This is a genomic window from Gaetbulibacter jejuensis (assembly GCF_039524015.1).
Taxonomy (GTDB): domain Bacteria; phylum Bacteroidota; class Bacteroidia; order Flavobacteriales; family Flavobacteriaceae; genus Gaetbulibacter_B; species Gaetbulibacter_B jejuensis.
In genome coordinates this window covers 1,123,233-1,141,285 of the sequence record NZ_BAAAGF010000001.1, presented here as the reverse complement: position 1 = coordinate 1,141,285, position 18,053 = coordinate 1,123,233, and the positions used below count along the sequence as shown (strand labels likewise).

The 18,053-nt window shown below is 32.4% G+C and carries 15 protein-coding genes; 10 read left to right on the top strand and 5 right to left on the bottom strand.

Annotated features, from left to right (window positions below):
* Positions 1-86: 86 nt before the first annotated feature.
* The 3 genes from ABD011_RS05040 to ABD011_RS05030 are packed head-to-tail and all read right to left on the bottom strand — an operon-like array spanning position 87 to position 2,563.
* On the bottom strand, positions 87-494 hold the full coding sequence (locus tag ABD011_RS05040; protein WP_343796284.1) for a hypothetical protein: 408 nt from the start codon (positions 492-494) through the stop codon (positions 87-89).
* Positions 495-525: 31 nt separating this feature from the next.
* Positions 526-1,743 (bottom strand): LVIVD repeat-containing protein, encoded by a 1,218-nt coding sequence (locus ABD011_RS05035; protein ID WP_262732056.1) that lies wholly within the window; start codon positions 1,741-1,743, stop codon positions 526-528.
* 58 nt (positions 1,744-1,801) lie between these two features.
* Complete coding sequence (locus ABD011_RS05030; protein ID WP_343796279.1) at positions 1,802-2,563, bottom strand: hypothetical protein; 762 nt, start codon at positions 2,561-2,563, stop codon at positions 1,802-1,804.
* A gap of 144 nt (positions 2,564-2,707) precedes the next feature.
* Here ABD011_RS05030 and miaB point away from each other — a divergent pair, with 144 nt between their 5' ends.
* From miaB to ABD011_RS04980, 10 genes are all read left to right on the top strand, one after another.
* Positions 2,708-4,156 carry a tRNA (N6-isopentenyl adenosine(37)-C2)-methylthiotransferase MiaB gene (gene miaB, locus ABD011_RS05025; protein ID WP_343796277.1) on the top strand — a complete coding sequence of 483 codons (1,449 nt, stop codon included), beginning with the start codon at positions 2,708-2,710 and terminating at the stop codon, positions 4,154-4,156.
* 78 nt (positions 4,157-4,234) lie between these two features.
* Complete coding sequence (locus tag ABD011_RS05020; protein WP_343796275.1) at positions 4,235-5,506, top strand: sigma-54 interaction domain-containing protein; 1,272 nt, start codon at positions 4,235-4,237, stop codon at positions 5,504-5,506.
* Complete coding sequence (locus ABD011_RS05015; RefSeq protein WP_335973963.1) at positions 5,507-6,013, top strand: LptE family protein; 507 nt, start codon at positions 5,507-5,509, stop codon at positions 6,011-6,013.
* A 7-nt stretch (positions 6,014-6,020) separates the two neighbouring features.
* Positions 6,021-6,971: a hypothetical protein gene (locus tag ABD011_RS05010; RefSeq protein ID WP_343796273.1), complete on the top strand. Its 951-nt coding sequence runs from the start codon at positions 6,021-6,023 to the stop codon at positions 6,969-6,971.
* Between the two features lie 3 nt (positions 6,972-6,974).
* Positions 6,975-7,331, top strand: coding sequence for a preprotein translocase subunit SecG (gene secG / locus ABD011_RS05005; protein ID WP_134198695.1), 357 nt, complete (start codon positions 6,975-6,977; stop codon positions 7,329-7,331).
* A gap of 151 nt (positions 7,332-7,482) precedes the next feature.
* A complete protein-coding gene (groES, locus tag ABD011_RS05000) occupies positions 7,483-7,758 on the top strand; it encodes a co-chaperone GroES (protein WP_129759194.1) in 276 nt (91 codons plus the stop codon).
* Between the two features lie 23 nt (positions 7,759-7,781).
* Complete coding sequence (gene groL / locus ABD011_RS04995) at positions 7,782-9,413, top strand: chaperonin GroEL (protein ID WP_131505895.1); 1,632 nt, start codon at positions 7,782-7,784, stop codon at positions 9,411-9,413.
* Positions 9,414-9,525: 112 nt separating this feature from the next.
* The gene (locus ABD011_RS04990; RefSeq protein ID WP_343796270.1) at positions 9,526-11,973 is read left to right on the top strand and encodes a hypothetical protein; all 2,448 of its coding nucleotides are present in this window, start codon (positions 9,526-9,528) and stop codon (positions 11,971-11,973) included.
* Positions 11,974-11,987: 14 nt separating this feature from the next.
* The gene (locus ABD011_RS04985; RefSeq protein WP_343796268.1) at positions 11,988-14,402 is read left to right on the top strand and encodes a hypothetical protein; all 2,415 of its coding nucleotides are present in this window, start codon (positions 11,988-11,990) and stop codon (positions 14,400-14,402) included.
* Between the two features lie 293 nt (positions 14,403-14,695).
* Positions 14,696-15,334 (top strand): DUF6090 family protein, encoded by a 639-nt coding sequence (locus ABD011_RS04980; protein ID WP_343796266.1) that lies wholly within the window; start codon positions 14,696-14,698, stop codon positions 15,332-15,334.
* 65 nt (positions 15,335-15,399) lie between these two features.
* On the opposite strand, the gene ABD011_RS04975 is transcribed toward ABD011_RS04980, so the two are convergent.
* Together ABD011_RS04975 and ABD011_RS04970 are read right to left on the bottom strand one after the other, a co-directional pair.
* Positions 15,400-15,780, bottom strand: coding sequence for a heavy-metal-associated domain-containing protein (locus ABD011_RS04975; protein ID WP_343796264.1), 381 nt, complete (start codon positions 15,778-15,780; stop codon positions 15,400-15,402).
* Positions 15,781-15,800: 20 nt separating this feature from the next.
* On the bottom strand, positions 15,801-18,041 hold the full coding sequence (locus ABD011_RS04970) for a TonB-dependent receptor (RefSeq protein ID WP_343796262.1): 2,241 nt from the start codon (positions 18,039-18,041) through the stop codon (positions 15,801-15,803).
* Positions 18,042-18,053 lie beyond the last annotated feature (12 nt).

Below are 18,053 nucleotides of genomic sequence, written 5' to 3'. Positions count from 1 at the left end.
CAAAAAAATTTTATGCACCTAATTTTTCATTCTTTCAATAAAAAAAGCCTGAAAACATTCAGGCTTAAATTATATCTTTTTTAATGCTATTCGTTATGAATCAGAGCACCTCCATCCCAATCTTCAAGCCAATATATTGCAGTCTCATTATTGTTGCTTCCTAAATAAAACTGAAATGTTCTAGTGATAACAGCTGTACAGACTTCAATATTGGTAAAATCAACACGTATCGACCTACTAGGAGGAACAGATGTTGTTTCCAAACCATCAGTAACTAAGTTTGCTTCCCAAGAAGTTCCACTACATCCACTAGCTGATAAGGTAACCATCAAACAATCACCATCTATTTCGGCATTTTGAATAGAAAAACTAGATGGCGACTCTTGATTAAATAATTCTTCATCAAAAATCATTTGGTCTCCACATTCATTATTTGAACCATTGTCATCATCGGAATTACACCCTAAAAGCAACAGTAAAAAAACAAACGACATGTACTTTTTTAAAATCATAACTACACTGTATTTAGTTTAAGTCTAGCGCACTAATTTGCTGTAAAGTTCCTTCACCATACTCATATTGATACACAATATTATCACCTATCATAATGAGTACATCATCCATAGGCACTACGTCTTTTGCTTGCAGGTCAATAAATGTTTGTGATAATTGTAGCTGTATTGGATCAGTTTTGTCATATACTTTCAAGCCCGAAGTACCATCGCACACGTAAAGACTATTTCCTTTAAAACCTAACCCATAAGGATTATCTAAAAAATATGTAGCCACTAAAGTTGGATAAGTTTTATCACTTATATCGATAACTTCCAGAACACTTTCTTGTTGACCACACTCATTACCTCCTCTAAGTGTTAAATAAGCATAGTCTCCATCAACCACAACAGGATCACACCCTTCCCAATGTATAAACTCTGACACATAACTTGGGTTAGCTGCATTTTCTAAACTATAAATATACATTCCGTTACTTCCTCCTAAATACAAATAGCCATCAGCATGAAACATAGTTTCAATATTCCAACCAGAATATTGTGTAGTCACTAGGTTAGGTTGTGCGAGGTTTTCAATATTAAAAATAGACATTTCAGATACTCCTACCGTGTACAAATAATTATCTACAATTTGAAAACGCGCTAACGAACCTCCTGTACCAACATCACCAGACGCTCCTCCATTAAAAGTCTCTAACACTGCATCATCATTTACTACTTCGCGTTGCTGCTGAACAAGTTCCCAACCAACAATAACATCGTTTTCTGGATTGTAATCTCCAAACTCAGCAACATCGGTTCCTACAGGAATTTGGTAATTATAATATGAAAACACATCTTCTAAACGTTCAACCATTTGGATGTTGTTAATATTTGAAATATCAAACACTAACAAATCAATAGAACTATCGGCAAACAAATAATTATCTTTAATTGAAATATCTACATTTCCTGGTATCTTAATTGAAGATATTTGTTGTGGAAAAGCAGGATTACTATTATCTATAATATGCACTCCTTTAAACTCATCATTAACAAAAATATAATCTTGGTACACATAAATTTTACCAGCTTCATCAATGGTTTGAGAAGGTAATATTTCAACTGAGTTTCTAAACTCTGCTTTACTCATTACTTGCGGAATAGCAACGTTTACTGTTTCGTACTGAATGTCGTCATCATTGCACGACCAAAGCACAAACACCAACAAGAGGCATAAAAGATTTTTCATAGATTGATTAGTTTTACAAGTAGATGCAAAATCTATAAAAAGGTTGCGTGAGTTTTTGTTAAAACTGCTGACCCTCACCTATTCTATCTATCTCTTTTTCATCTAGTCCCACTGAATCTTTATAAATGTAATACAATGGCAACACTGTAAATGACGCTGTAACTAATACACCAATAAAGCACATTAGAATACCCACTACTTGAGCCAACATACCTGAAACTAAAATAAGTCCAAAAGTAATGAGCCATTTTTTGTTTCCTAAATTAAATGCAGCTTTAGTAATTTCGGAAGGTGAAAGATGCGGATTAAATGCAAATATTACGTTCATTAATGTAATAGGAACCATAACATAAAATAACGGTAAAACGCATAAAAGTGTAGCCGCAAGCGAAATTCCAAAAGAGATGAGAGACAATGAAAACACTTTACCTAAATATGGTTTTTTCAAAAAGTAGAAATAATCCTCTTTACCAACCTCATCAAGGTCTTTCATTTTACAAATTCTTAAGAACGCTGCTTTTAACGCAAACCCAATTACCATTGCAAAAAACGAAAAAACTAGCATCATTAAATAAAATGGAATCATAAGAGCAAAATTAGGTTCTCCAGACTCTAGCGCTTGAGGGTCAAACAAGCCCATAGCTATTAAAGGCAAATACATTATAATGTAAAACGGAATCATTAAAGCCATAGTAAGAATGGTCATGACAAGTCCTTGCACCCAAACCTTTTTAAAAAGCTCAATGCTTCTGTTGAAAATATCACCAAAGTCTAAATCTTTAGCGTTTTGGATTTTTAATTGTAGTTCTGTGAATGTCATAATTTTTTATAGTTGATTTATTGTAAAAGTACACTAAAATTCATCTTTAGCAAAAACAGAATACACACTGTCACTTTGTCATAAATTGCAAATTAATTGTATCTTTGCACACTTATTGACTGATAGAAATTCTCAGTATAGAATATGGAAAAGATTATAGACGAAAACAAACAAGGTGAACGCCTTATTTTAGAAACTAAAGACGGAAACACACGTAAGCTTTTTATTGAAAGTTATGGTTGTGCCATGAACTTTAGCGATAGTGAAATTGTTGCTTCAATTTTACAAAATGAAGGATTTAACACTACTCAAAGCCTTGAAGATGCCGATTTGGTTTTGGTAAACACTTGCTCCATTAGAGACAAAGCTGAGCAAACTGTAAGAAAACGTCTTGAAAAATATAATGCTGTAAAACGAAGTGTAAACCCTAAAATGAAAGTTGGTGTTTTAGGTTGTATGGCAGAACGTTTAAAGAGCAAATTCCTTGAGGAAGAAAAAATAGTTGACCTTGTTGTAGGCCCTGATGCTTACAAAGACTTACCCAATCTACTTGCTGAAGTAGATGAAGGCAGAGATGCTATAAATGTTATTCTTTCAAAAGAAGAAACTTATGGAGACATTTCTCCTGTGCGTTTAAATACAAATGGTGTTACCGCTTTTGTATCCATTACGCGTGGTTGCGATAATATGTGTACATTTTGTGTAGTACCTTTTACTCGTGGTCGTGAGCGCAGTAGAGACCCTCAAAGTATTATTGAAGAAGTTAACGATCTTTGGAACAGAGGATTTAAAGAAATTACACTTCTAGGTCAAAACGTTGATAGTTATTTATGGTATGGTGGCGGACTCAAAAAAGATTTTGAAAAAGCTACTGATATGCAAAAAGCAACTGCTGTAAATTTTGCTAAACTGTTAGAGCTTTGTGCCCAAGCACAACCTAAAATGCGTATTCGTTTTTCCACTTCAAATCCGCAGGATATGACTTTAGATGTGGTTGAGTCTATGGCAAAGTATGACAACATATGCAACTACATACATTTACCTGTACAAAGTGGAAGCGACAGGATATTAAAGGAAATGAATCGTCAACATACTCGCGAAGAGTACATAGAACTTATTGACAACATCAAGCGCATTATTCCTGATTGCACAATAAGTCACGATATGATTGTTGGTTTCCCAACTGAAACTGAAGAAGATCATCAAGACACGCTAACTTTAATGGAACATGTAAAATATTCTTTTGGATACATGTTTGCCTATTCTGAACGACCAGGAACACTAGCTGAACGAAAAATGGAAGATGACGTTCCTGAACCAGTTAAAAAAAGAAGATTAGCCGAAATTGTAGCCTTACAACAAAGACACAGTTTATATAGAACACAACAAGAAACCAATAAAATTGTTGAAGTTCTTATTGAAAAAGACTCTAAAAAGTCTTCTAACCATTGGTCTGGAAGAACACAACACAACACTGTTGCTGTGTTCCCAAAAGAAAATTATAAAATTGGTGATTTTGTAAATGTAAAAATCACTGATTGTACAACTGCTACACTTATTGGTGAAGCTGTTGGATATTCAGATAATAATTAAACACATGTCGCCTCGAGCGCAGTCGAGAGGTCTTTATTAGGTCTCGACTATGCTCGACCTGACAAACTATAATATAACATGGAATCAGTTCAAGCTATAAAACAACGTTTTGGCATTATTGGCAACGACCCAAAACTCAATCGTGCCATAGAAAAAGCCATACAGGTTTCTCCTACTGATATTTCGGTATTAGTTACAGGAGAAAGTGGTGTTGGTAAGGAAAGTATTCCAAAAATTATACATCAATTATCACATCGCAAACACGGAAAATACATTGCAGTAAACTGTGGTGCAATTCCCGAAGGCACCATTGACAGTGAACTATTTGGTCATGAAAAAGGAGCTTTTACAGGAGCAACACAAACACGCTCTGGGTATTTTGAAGTTGCCGATGGTGGTACTATTTTTCTTGATGAAGTTGGAGAACTTCCTTTAACCACTCAAGTAAGGTTACTTCGTGTACTTGAAAATGGCGAATTTATTAAAGTAGGAAGCAGTAAAGTACAAAAAACCAATGTACGCATTGTAGCTGCAACAAACGTTAATATGTTTGAAGCCATCAAAAAAGAAAAATTTAGAGAAGACCTTTACTATCGTTTAAGCACAATAGAAATCAATATTCCACCGCTTCGCGAACGCAAAGAAGATATACATTTATTGTTTAGAAAATTTGCAAGCGATTTTGCACTTAAATACAAGATGCCAACGGTAAAGTTAACAGATGACGCTGTTAATCTTTTACTAAAATACAGATGGAATGGTAATATTAGGCAACTTCGTAACGTTGCTGAACAAACATCAGTTTTAGAACAAAATAGAACTATCAATGCAGAAGCGTTACGCCATTATCTTCCAGATGCTGGTAGTAACCTTCCTGCTGTGATTAACAATACAAAATCAGAAAGTGATTTTAGTAACGAACGAGAAATTTTGTACAAGGTATTGTTTGACATGAAGAGCGATTTAAACGATTTAAAAAAGCTCACTATGGAATTGATGAAACATGGTAATGGCTCTGACGTTCAAAAAGACAATCAAGGTTTGATACAAAAAATCTATGGCAACAACGATGAAGATGATGATTCAACAATTGAAGATTTAGAAGTATTATCAATTCCTGAAAAAACTATTGATTCAATTGAAGAGATAAGCAATATCGAAGACGTGCAAGACAAATACCACTTTGCTGAAGAAATTGAAGAAGAAGAAACCTTATCGCTTCATGACAAAGAATTGGAATTAATTAAAAAATCGCTTGAACGTCACAACGGAAAACGTAAATTAGCAGCTGCCGAACTTGGAATAAGTGAACGCACGCTTTATAGAAAAATTAAGCAATACGATTTGTAAATGAAAGCATTAAAATATAGTCTATTAATATGTATTTCTGTTTTAATCACAGGATGTAAGGTTAAGTATTCATTTACTGGTGTGCAGGATTTAAAAGCCGAAACCTTTCAAGTTAATTACTTTCAAAATAACTCAGCACTAATTGAACCTGGTTTAGATAGAGATTTTACGCAAGCGTTACAAGACCTTATTCAAAACCAAACGAGTCTTAGCTTGGTAAACTCTGGTGGAGATTTAATTTATGAAGGTGAAATTACTGAATATAGAATTTCTCCAACTACAGCTACTGCCAACAATACTGCAGCTCAAAACAGACTTACTATAAGTGTTAATGTTCGTTTTTTTGATAAAGATGCTCCTGAAGAAGATTTTGAGCAGCGTTTTTCATTTTTCTATGATTATGATGGTGATGAGCAACTTATAGGCAGTCAAAAAGACACTGCACATGAAGAGATTTTTGAACGTCTTACACAAGATATTTTTAATGCTACTTTAGCAAAATGGTAAATTACTAATGCAGTTGCAAGATTTTACATATTTACTTCAAAACCCTCAAAATATCACTACAGATCAAATTAGCGGTATTACTTCGGTTATTGAAGAGTATCCTTATTTTCAACCAGCAAGAGCATTATACCTTAAAGCCTTAAAAAACAAACAAAGTTTTAAATACAATCTTGAATTAAAAACTACTGCGGCCTACACTACTGACAGAAGTATTCTGTTCGATTATATTACCAGTGATGCGTTTAACCAAAATGAAATATCTCAGATTATAAAGCAAAACTATGAGCATTTAAAAACTATTGAAGTTAAAGATGCCGACGATATTTCAGTAAATAAAAGTGTAACTATTGACGACGCACTTAAACAACATATAAAAGATACCGAAGGTGTTTTAGACCCGAATTTATTTGAGGAAAAATTCATTGCAAAAAATGTTGAACAATTTATTTCCGACATTAACGATGCTCCAAAAATTCCAATCATCGATATTGATACTGACAATATTGAACCTTCTCCAAAAGAGCAACTAAACATTGGGAAACCATTAGAGTTTAACAAGGCTGAAACACACTCGTTTACTGAGTGGTTAAAGATTACTAGTTTCAAACCTATTGAGCGAGAATCCTCAATAGAAGTAGACGAAACAAACGACACTCAAGAGGCAGCACAAGAATCTACCATTGATAAAAAGTTTGAACTTATAGATAAGTTTTTAAGTAAAAACCCTAAGATTGTACCTGTAAAAGATACCAAACCTCAACAAAATTTAGCGCAACCTAAACCAGAGCAAAATGATGGTTTAATGACCGAGACTTTAGCTAGAATTTATCTAGAACAAAAAAACTATGATAAGGCAATTCAATCTTATAAAATATTAAGTTTGAAATATCCAGAAAAAAGTGGTTTCTTTGCAGACCAAATTAAAGCAGTAAAAAAATTACAAGAAAATAATCAATAAATAATGACACAGTTTACAATATTTTTAGTTCTTATAGTTATTGTAGCATTTTTATTAATAGTAGTAATCATGGTGCAAAATCCAAAGGGTGGTGGTTTATCATCTTCATTTGGTGGTGGAGGTACTCAACAATTAGGAGGTGTTAAAAAGACAACCGACTTTTTGGACAAAAGTACCTGGACATTAGCAACAGTATTATTGTTATTAATCCTTTTGTCAAACTTTGCAATTGGAGGAGCTAATGGTTCTGAATCTAAAGCATTAGACCAAGACGAAGCTACAACTACAACTCAAGACGCATTACCAACCAGTACAGAAACTGCTGATGATACTGCAACAGTAGGAGATTCAGTTCAGTAATTTCTGATTATACAATTTAAGAATGCCAACTTTATGTTGGCATTTTTTTTACCCTAAAATGAAAAAATGTCAGTTACAATGTATTGGCACATTTTTAGCATAACGCTTAAGCGTTAAACACATTTTAATAACCAAAAAAAGAAATATAAAAATGGCATTAAACATTAAACCTTTAGCAGACAGAGTTCTAGTAGAACCTGTAGAGGCTGAAACCAAAACAGCTTCAGGAATCATTATTCCAGACAACGCCAAAGAAAAACCTCAAAAAGGTAAAGTTGTCGCTGTTGGTAAAGGCACAAAAGACGAAGCAATGACAGTAAAAGTTGGTGACACAGTACTTTATGGAAAGTACTCTGGCACTGAACTAAAACTTGAAGGCAAAGACTATTTAATTATGCGCGAGAGTGACATTTTCGCAATTGTTTAATCATCATTTAAAAACCAAATAAAATGGCAAAAGATATAAAATTTGATATTGAAGCACGCGACGGATTAAAACGTGGTGTGGATGCATTGGCAAATGCAGTAAAAGTAACTTTAGGACCAAAAGGTAGAAACGTAATTATTGGTAGAAGCTTTGGCGCTCCTCAAGTCACTAAAGATGGTGTTTCTGTAGCTAAAGAAGTAGAGCTTGAAGACGAGCTTGAAAACATGGGAGCACAAATGGTAAAAGAAGTAGCTAGTAAAACCAACGATTTAGCTGGAGATGGTACAACTACTGCAACAGTTTTAGCTCAAGCTATTGTAAAAGAAGGCTTAAAAAACGTTGCTGCTGGGGCTAATCCAATGGATTTAAAACGTGGTATTGACAAAGCTGTTGAAGCCATTACTGCTAACTTAGAAAAGCAAGCTAAAAAAGTAGGAAACTCATCTGAAATGATTAAGCAAGTAGCGTCTATCTCTGCAAATAACGATGACACTATTGGTGAGTTAATTTCTCAAGCGTTTTCTAAAGTTGGAAAAGAAGGTGTAATTACTGTTGAAGAAGCTAAAGGAACTGATACTTATGTTGACGTTGTTGAAGGTATGCAGTTTGACAGAGGTTACCTATCGCCTTACTTTGTAACTGATAGCGATAAAATGATTGCTGATTTAGAAAACCCTTACATTTTATTATTTGACAAAAAGATTTCTAACTTACAGGAAATCCTTCCAATATTAGAACCAGTTGCTCAATCTGGTCGTCCATTATTAATCGTTGCTGAAGATGTTGAAGGACAAGCTTTAGCTACTTTGGTTGTAAACAAACTACGTGGTGGACTTAAAATTGCTGCTGTAAAAGCTCCTGGTTTTGGTGACAGACGTAAAGCAATGCTAGAAGATATTGCGATCTTAACTGGTGGTGTTGTGATTTCTGAAGAAAGAGGATTCTCTTTAGAAAATGCCGATTTAAGCATGTTAGGTACTGCTGAGTCAGTTATGATTGACAAAGACAATACAACAATTGTTAACGGTTCTGGTAAATCTGCTGATATTAAAGCTAGAGTAAATCAAATTAAAGCACAAATTGAAACTACAACTAGCGATTATGACAAAGAAAAACTTCAAGAGCGTTTAGCTAAACTTGCTGGTGGTGTTGCTGTATTATACGTTGGTGCTGCAAGTGAGGTTGAAATGAAAGAAAAGAAAGACAGAGTTGACGATGCTTTACATGCTACAAGAGCTGCTGTTGAAGAAGGTATTGTTGCTGGTGGTGGAGTTGCTTTAGTAAGAGCTAAATCGGTTTTAGAAAAACTTACTACTGAAAACCTTGATGAAACTACAGGTGTACAAATTGTAAACAAAGCTATTGAAGCACCTTTAAGAACCATAGTAGAAAATGCTGGTGGTGAAGGTAGTGTTGTAATCTCTAAAGTAATGGAAGGTAAAAAAGATTTTGGTTTTGATGCTAAAACTGAAACTTACGTAGATATGCTTAAAGCTGGAATCATTGACCCTAAAAAAGTAACACGTATTGCTTTAGAAAATGCAGCTTCAGTTTCTGGTATGATTTTAACTACTGAATGCGCTTTAGTTGATATTAAAGAAGATGCTCCTGCAATGCCTCCAATGGGAGGTGGCGGAATGCCAGGGATGATGTAAAACAAAGTTTTTTAAAAAACTAAAAAAGCCTCAAGACAATCTTGAGGCTTTTTTTTGGCATAAATATTGTGACTGAATCTCTTAATCGCTATTCACTCTAAAACTTATAATTATGAAAAACAATTATTCTCATCGCTTAAATCTTACCACCAAACATTTAACTTCTTTACTAATTTTAATCATTTTTATTTTAAACACAACCAAAGCATTAAGCCAAAAACCCAATCTAAAAGAAACTATCGAAAATGCCTACGCTAAATATTTTAATGCAGAACGAGAAACTATTTACTTACACTTTAACAAGCATACTTTTTTAACAAACGAACCGATATGGTTCAAAGGTTATGTGTACGACAAAAAAAATGGTATTCCTTATATTACAACTTCAAATGTATATGTAACGCTTTACGATAAAAACGGTAAAGAAATAGAAACCAAACTATTTTATTGTGAAAATGGAATGTTTACTGGCAGTTTTGATGTAGGTCCAAGTTTAGCAACAGGTTATTATTTTTTTAAGGCATATACTAACTGGATGAAAAACTTTAAAGAGGATGAATCTTTCACCTCTAGTCCTATTCAAATTTTAAATGAACATTCCAATCAAGAAACAACTAATAATAAAATATTAGATTATGATTTACAGTTCTTGCCTGAAGGTGGACATTGCATAGCAGATGTTACCAATTCAATAGGTTTTAAAATTATTAATTGTAGTGGAGAAAGCGTTGAAATTGAAGGTATAATAACTGATTCAAACGACAAGACCATAATGCCTTTTAAAAGTAACACATTTGGAATGGGTAAGTTTGATTTATTGATGAAAAAAGGCGAAACCTACAACGCTATTTATAACATTAATGGCAAGAATTATAAAACCCCTTTACCTCAAAGTGAAGCTTTAGGATATTCTTTTTCTGTTAACAACCATATCAATACTAATATGGTTTACATAACACTTAAAACAAATAAAGCAACACAAGCATTAGAAGCTAATAAAACGTATTATTTAGCTATACACCAAAACAACAAAAGTTCAATTACTGAATTAAACACTTCAGTTTTAAAAACTGAATACACTATACCTATTTCATCAAAAACTCTTCCTTATGGAGTAAACACTATTACTTTATTTGATGATGAATTAAATCCACTTTTGGAACGCATGATATTTAATCCTAAAAACAAGGATTTTATGAGAGCTACAGTTGAAAAGACATCAAGCTCTTCAGATTCAATTGGAATAAAAATCAACCTAAAAGACAACAAGAAAATTGCTACTTCTACTAGCCTAAGTGTTTCTGTTTTACCGCTTGAAACCAAAGCAATAAACACTAATAAAAGTATAATAAGCAACTTATTAATTGACCCTTACATAAATGGTTCTTTTGAAAACTCAGAATATTACTTCAATAATTTTGATCGAATAAAAGCTTTGCACCTAGATTTAGTATTATTAACCCAAGGCTGGAGTAAATATAGTTGGGAAGATATTAAAAACGGTGAACAAGAATTAATTATTCCTTTTGATAAAGGAGTTTCAATTACAGGAACACTTAATGAACCAATAGACGAAGACTCTAATTACCAAGTTCATATGTTTTCTCTAGTTAACAACATTAACGAAACTAAATATATAGACAATAATAAACAATTTAACTTTGAGAATTATTTCATAGCAGATTCTTCTAAAGTACATTTCAATGTGCTTAAAAACGGAAAAAAAATAACCGACCCAAAGTTGTATGCAAGAGTAATAAGCTCAGGAAAAACTTCACTAAATCAATTATTTTCTATTCCTAATACTTGTGTTTTTGAAACTTTATCAATAGATACTGTTAACAGCTACAATGACATGGAGTTTGAAGGCGAATTACTAGATACTATAAACTTACACACGAAAATAGTTGATAAAAAAGCGCCTCTTAAGAACAAAAAAGCCTATATTGGAGATGCTTATAGTATAGGTGTAAAAATTGATTCTATCCAAGAAAGAATGTATTCTTTCGTATCTGATATTATAGACGCAAATGGTTTTATGTCTTACCAAGCATTAGGAAGAGTTATTATTATAAATAAGCGTCCTATTTCTATTAAAGCTGGTTCTAGCCCTTTATTAATAATTGATGGTGCTAACATGGGAACAGATTATGACATACTGTATAACATGCCTTTAAATCAAGTTGATGAAATATATTTTAATAAATCTGGTCTTGGATATGGAGTAAGAGGAGGTGCAGGAGTAATAAGTATATTTTTAAAGAAAAGTTATGGAGTTGGAGCTAAAGGAGATTTTAAAAGGTATGCCAACACACTAATAACAACTGGAGGGTTTTCTCCTCAAAAAGAATTTTATATACCACTTTTTTATTTGAACTCGCCTAGTAACTTTATGTCATATGGAGCTATTGATTGGAAACCAAAACTTACAACAAACGAAAAAGGTTCAGTTGAATTTAACATAAAAAATACGTCAATAAAAAAGCTACTTTTAATCATCGAAGGTTTTTCAATTAATGGAAATTTGATTTCTGAAACTAAAGAATTACTATTAGACTAAGCCCAACCTAAAATATGAAAAACACACTTGTTTTAACTATAATGATTGCTCTATTTTTCTCAAAAAACATAGCATCACAAACTAATGAAAAGTCAAAAATAGAGCAAGCATATACTTCATATTTTAATACCGAAAGAGAAACTATTCATTTACATGTTAACAAAAACATCTTTATAAGTAACGAACCTATTTGGTTCAAAGGTTATGTCTACGATAAAAAAAATGGAGTTTCTTTTATAAACACAACAAATGTTTACTTATCGTTATTAGACTCAAACGGTAAGGAGATAACAAACAAATTATTTTTTGCCCAAAACGGTTATTTCACAGGAAGCCTAGACACCAACACTTTAATTGCAGGTGACACCTATTATATAGTTGCTTATACAAACTGGATGAATAATTTTAAAGAAGACGAAGCTTACGTCTCTATGCCTATACATATCCTCAACCCAAATCCTGATTTAAACACAAGTGTAACTAAAGATTCTACAACCGAAAAACTTAAACATGATTTACAATTTTTACCTGAAGGTGGTTATAGTATTATAGGCGTTACAAACACTTTTGGATTCAAAATCACTGATTGTAACGCTAGAGGATTAGAAATAGATGGCTCAATAGTCAATTCTAAAAATGAACCGATAACCAACTTTAAAAGTAACATTTTTGGTTTAGGTAAGTTTGATTTGTTACCTGAGAAAAACGAAAAATACACTGCTAAATATACAGTTAATGGTATAGACTATTCTAAGGAAATAGTAATTGATAGTGAAGAGGGGTTTGCTATTTCGGTTAATAATTATACAAATCAAGAGTTAACCTATATAACCCTAAAAACAAACGACGTAACACTTAAAAACAATACAGGACTAACTTACTACTTAGTGATAAATCAAAACAACAAAGTAGTGGTTATTGATTTAAAAGTTGACGATTTAAAAACAAGCAATGTTATTCCTGTAAACAAAAAAAATCTAGTATCAGGAATAAATACAATTACATTATTTAACGAAAAATCTGAGCCATTAATTGAACGCTTAATTTTTAACTACGACGACTCATTAATTTTAAACTCAGATATTATTGTAAATACTAAAACTAATGACTCTATCCCTTTATCAATCAAAACATTTACCCATACTAAAACACCAATAGCTTCTAATTTAAGTATTGCTATTTTACCAGACGATACTCTAACCCAAACCAATAACCAGAATTTAATAAGCTCTTTTTTATTAAAGCCTTATGTGAAAGGTTATATTCAAAATCCTAATTATTATTTTACTGATATTAACAGGTTAAAAACATATGAGCTAGACTTGCTTTTATTAACTCAAGGCTGGAGCAAGTATAAATGGGAAAATATAAAAACCGGAACCCCAAAAATAACTCACAATTTTGATGCTGGACTTTCAATAAAAGGTTCATTAAATCCTCCAAAATCCAGTGTGCCTTACACCATTCAAATGTTTTCAATCACTAATCAAATTAATGAATCAACAACGCTAGTCAACAACAGTTTTTCTTTTAACAACTTTTACTTAAAAGACTCTGCATCTATAAACTTTACTGTTTTAAAAGGAGACAAAGTAATTAATAATTTAAAGCCTTACATTGATATTATTGACAACAATCGTAAGCTGCTAAAACAACCTACACTTCCTTTAATAAATAAATGCAAGACAACCATAACAAATAGTTTTTCTCTAGAACACGCAAACAGTCTAGGACAAGAATTAGACACTATCAACCTTACTTATGTACACAAAAAAAATAGTGATACAATCTTACAAAACCGCAAAGAATATATAGCTAATAGGTATAGTAAAGGAATTAAAGTAGACGATGAATTAAGAAGAATGTACTCATATGTAACTGATATAATTAATTCTCATGGCTTTGTCGTTGATCAACTGCAAGGTGCAGGAGTTGTAAAAATAAAAAATCGTAACCCTGTAACTTTTATGGCGAGTAATGAACCTTTACTTATCATTGACGGATCAAGCTACGATAGAAATTATGATATATTATATAACATGACACTAGAGCATGTAGACGAAATATTTATTGATCCTGACGGAAATGGATATGGTTCTAGAGGTGGTGCAGGTATTATTAGAATATATTTAAAACAGAGTTACAAGTTAGATTACACTAAAAAAGCCATTGCAAATGAATTTACTGTAAACAATGGTTTTTCTACAGAAAAAAAGTTTTATGTTCCTGAGTTTTATGCGTTATCAAAAAATGACTTTATAAACTACAGTAATATTGATTGGAAATCAAACATTGAAACTGACCAATCAGGAAATGCTGATTTTAAAATTTTTAACACTAATATTAAAAAAGCTATTTTCGTGATACAAGGTTTTAGCTCAGACGGCAAGCTACTTTCTGAAATCAAAGAAATAAACTTAATTGATTAAAATATAAAAGCCACCTCAAAAAGGTGGCTATTTGCTTTAATCATCTTTAAATTGAAGGGCTATCAGTTTGTAGCCCAAAAACAGACTACTTCTTTTTAGCAGGAGCCTGTGGAGTCTTTTTTACTGCTTGTTTAGGCAGTGTAGACTTTCCTTTTGACTTGTCTTGTCCCATAACTTTATTGTTTTAAAAAGAACATATTAAAGGTATGCAGAAAATTGATTCGTGATATTTTTATTGGCAAAAATTTAACTAAAAAATATTTCTTAGTTTTAAGAAGATAATCCATTAAAAAATGAAAAAGAAATTCACTTATGCCTTAGGAGAAATACTTATAGTTATCGTAGGTATTTCAATAGCTTTTACAATGAATAAATGTTCTGAAAACTCAAAAAGCGAAACATTAAAACAACAGTATTTAGAAAACATAAAAAGTGATATTGAGATTGACAAAAAAACTCTTGAATCTATTTCACTTTCTATTGATAAAAAAACTGAAATCCTAAACACGGTTTTACCGTTAATAAATACTGACAATCCGGAAAAACACTCAAAATTAAGTACAATATATACTGTGTTTACCTCAACAGATTTTTTCCCTAAAGATGTTACCTACCAAACAATGATTAACTCTGGAGACTTTAAACTCATTGATGACTTCAACTTAAAAACAGCTATTGAAAACCATTATTCAAACTACAAAATAATGCTCAAGGATTACGAACGTCTAGATATTATCCATAAAGAATATTTAGGCAAATACATGATTGAAAATGTAGATTTTGATATTATGAAAAAAGGTCAGTTTGGTTATAACAATGAAAAGCTTTTTAAAAATATTTTACAAAGTGTTAATGGTGCTTTAATGATTAAAAAACGGGCAACTGAACAAGGTATTAAAAGCTGTGATAGCTTATTGAAAATTTTACCTTAACTATGAGTGAATAAAAAAAGCCTAAACAAGAGTTTAGGCTTTTTCTAAATTAGAGAATATGTTTTTTAATGCTTTTTATGATTAGGATCCTTTTCATCTTTATGATCACCCCTAACCTCTTCATCACGATATTTACAACAAGGATGCACTGAGTTATAAGCCTCATCAGTAGCTTTCATGTCTTTTAAATCATGACCTACTGCAACAATATTCTTTTTAATATCATCTAAACTTGTTTTTCCTTCGTTGTAAATCAATCTTAACTCATGTGTTTCTACATTCCAAATCGCACTTTTTACACCTTTGGTTTTTATACATGCTTTTTCAATTCGATCTTTACACATCATACACACACCATCAACTTCTAGTGAAACTTTGGCGTTTTTATTTTGTGCAAATGTTACTGTTGCCATTAAAAATGTTGCTAATACTACTATTTTCTTCATTTTATTTTTGTTTTAAAGTTTTATTTAATTCTAAATCGTAATCCTGCATAATACATACTTCCAAAAATTGGACCATACACAAATGTGCTATCAAAGTTTGAACCAAAAGGGTCGTTTGCACCTAAAATAGGATTGTCTTGACGCACATTGGTAATATTCTCACCTCCTAAATATACTTCAAATTTTGGAGAAAACACCTTAGTAACTTGTGCATTAAGTGTTGCTACAGTTGGAGAGTTTTCAGGTAATTGGTATTCTACAGGGTTACTAGTTGTTGACGCAAAACGTTGTTCGCCTAACCAATTAAAGGTTGCATCAAATTTCCACAACCCTCCTGCATCATTAGGATGTGTTTCATATCCAGCATTTGCAAAAAACCTGTGTTGAGGTGTTAGAGGCCTTATAGCTTTACCTGTTTGATATTTAGTCTTCACGTCATAATATTTATAAGCTAATCGTACATCAAAATGCTCAAAAGCATTATAGTTTAATTCCGTTTGAAAACTATTAGCATAACTATCATTTTCTAAATTATAGAAACTTATTTCTTGTGGATTTTCCCAATCTACAACCACTTGGTTTTGAAAATCTGTTCTGTAAAAATCTACTGTAACATCGGCTTTTCTTCCAAAGAGATTAAATCCTTGCAAGTAAGACAGACCATAATTCCATGCAATTTCTGGGTCTAAACCATAAATTTCTCCACCATTAGCTCCAATAATATTAATGGCTCTTGAGGTTGCAAATAAGCTTTGATTTTCAGCAAAAATATTCGCTGATCGTTTGCCTCTACCAAAAGACGCTCTAAACGCAGATTTTTCCCAAGGCGTGTATCGTGCATGAAAACGTGGTGTCACAAAAAAGCCTAGTTTATTATGATTATCAACACGTAATCCAGCTGTAAGATTAAACTTATCTAAATTGTCAAAATTATATTCAAAAAAGGCTCCCAATGAGTTGTCTGTACGCTCATAAACTGTATCCTCAACAAACTCATCATAATGGTCGTAAGTAAAACTAAGTCCTGTTTTAATTTTATGACGCGAATCGCTAATAATTGAATTATAAATAATATTAGAATAAATACTATTGTGTTCAATATCGTACTGTCGTAATCCAAAATAAGAATCTTGCTGATGGTTGCTAACCGCAAATTGCACACCAACACTTTGCCATGGAATTTCAGGGTTTACATAACCTAATTTCCCTGAGAAATCAAATCGTTTGGTATCAATTTCACTTCCCCAAGCGTTGGTAGTCAACTTATCAGTGTCTGGGTTAAAATCTAGCTCACCTGTTTGTTTTTCATCGGTTAAAAACCTGAAATTAAAAAACCCAACAAACCCTTTTTCAGTGTCAGTATATTGCCATCTATTCATCACATTTATTTGATGATACTTTGGCATATCTAAAAAGTTGTCATTATTTACATCATGTTCTTTTTGATGCGTGTTACCATGTAAATACAAACCTGTACTCCACTTATCACTTACTTTAGTATTAAAGTGTGTATTCAATTCCATACGTTCGCTACTTGCTCCGTAAAAATTCACAAACAGCTTATCGTCTTTTGTTGGTTTTTGAAGTTCAGCATTTATTTGTCCTGCAATACTTTCATATCCATTAACCACACTTCCCATTCCTTTAGTAATTTGAATACTCTCAACCCAAGTTCCTGGTGTAAAGGTTAATCCGTAAGCTTGCGAAGCTCCACGAACTGTTGGTATGTTTTCTGTTGCTATTAAAATATACGGACTAGTAAGACCTAACATTTTAATTTGACGCGTACCTGAAACTGCATCAGCAAAATTAACATCAATAGATGGGTTGGTTTCAAAACTCTCTGAGAGATTACAGCAAGCAGCTTTTAACAATTCATCGCTACTAACAGTAAATGTATTGGTAGCTTTCAAATATGATTTTGAAGTCGCTTGCTTTCTTGAGGTTACTGTTATTTCATCCAACTCACTTGTTGGTTTCAACCAATGTGTTATAGCCTTAGCTGAACTAACGGTTATAGTATCGGTTTTATAGCCCACATAACTCACAACCAGCTTTGTGTATTCACTTTTATAAGGTATCGAAAATTTCCCATCGATATCAGTAACAGCTCCTATAGTTGTATCTAACCAATATACATTGGCTCCAACAACTGGTATTGGTTCGTTTTCTTTATTCTCTTCTAGAATAGTTCCGTTAAGGGTATCTTGAGAAAGCCCAATAAGCGGAAACAAGAGGATTATATATAATAGTTTTTTCATTTTTAAAATTTT

Coding starts and splice junctions, on each gene's coding strand:
- ABD011_RS04970 (WP_343796262.1), bottom strand. CDS start 18,041: ATGAAAAAACTATTATATATAATCCTCTTGTTTCCGCTTATTGGGCTT.
- groES (WP_129759194.1), top strand. CDS start 7,483: ATGGCATTAAACATTAAACCTTTAGCAGACAGAGTTCTAGTAGAACCT.
- ABD011_RS05010 (WP_343796273.1), top strand. CDS start 6,021: ATGCAGTTGCAAGATTTTACATATTTACTTCAAAACCCTCAAAATATC.
- secG (WP_134198695.1), top strand. CDS start 6,975: ATGACACAGTTTACAATATTTTTAGTTCTTATAGTTATTGTAGCATTT.
- ABD011_RS05020 (WP_343796275.1), top strand. CDS start 4,235: ATGGAATCAGTTCAAGCTATAAAACAACGTTTTGGCATTATTGGCAAC.
- ABD011_RS05015 (WP_335973963.1), top strand. CDS start 5,507: ATGAAAGCATTAAAATATAGTCTATTAATATGTATTTCTGTTTTAATC.
- groL (WP_131505895.1), top strand. CDS start 7,782: ATGGCAAAAGATATAAAATTTGATATTGAAGCACGCGACGGATTAAAA.
- miaB (WP_343796277.1), top strand. CDS start 2,708: ATGGAAAAGATTATAGACGAAAACAAACAAGGTGAACGCCTTATTTTA.
- ABD011_RS04975 (WP_343796264.1), bottom strand. CDS start 15,780: ATGAAGAAAATAGTAGTATTAGCAACATTTTTAATGGCAACAGTAACA.
- ABD011_RS04985 (WP_343796268.1), top strand. CDS start 11,988: ATGAAAAACACACTTGTTTTAACTATAATGATTGCTCTATTTTTCTCA.
- ABD011_RS05040 (WP_343796284.1), bottom strand. CDS start 494: ATGTCGTTTGTTTTTTTACTGTTGCTTTTAGGGTGTAATTCCGATGAT.
- ABD011_RS04980 (WP_343796266.1), top strand. CDS start 14,696: ATGAAAAAGAAATTCACTTATGCCTTAGGAGAAATACTTATAGTTATC.
- ABD011_RS05035 (WP_262732056.1), bottom strand. CDS start 1,743: ATGAAAAATCTTTTATGCCTCTTGTTGGTGTTTGTGCTTTGGTCGTGC.
- ABD011_RS04990 (WP_343796270.1), top strand. CDS start 9,526: ATGAAAAACAATTATTCTCATCGCTTAAATCTTACCACCAAACATTTA.
- ABD011_RS05030 (WP_343796279.1), bottom strand. CDS start 2,563: ATGACATTCACAGAACTACAATTAAAAATCCAAAACGCTAAAGATTTA.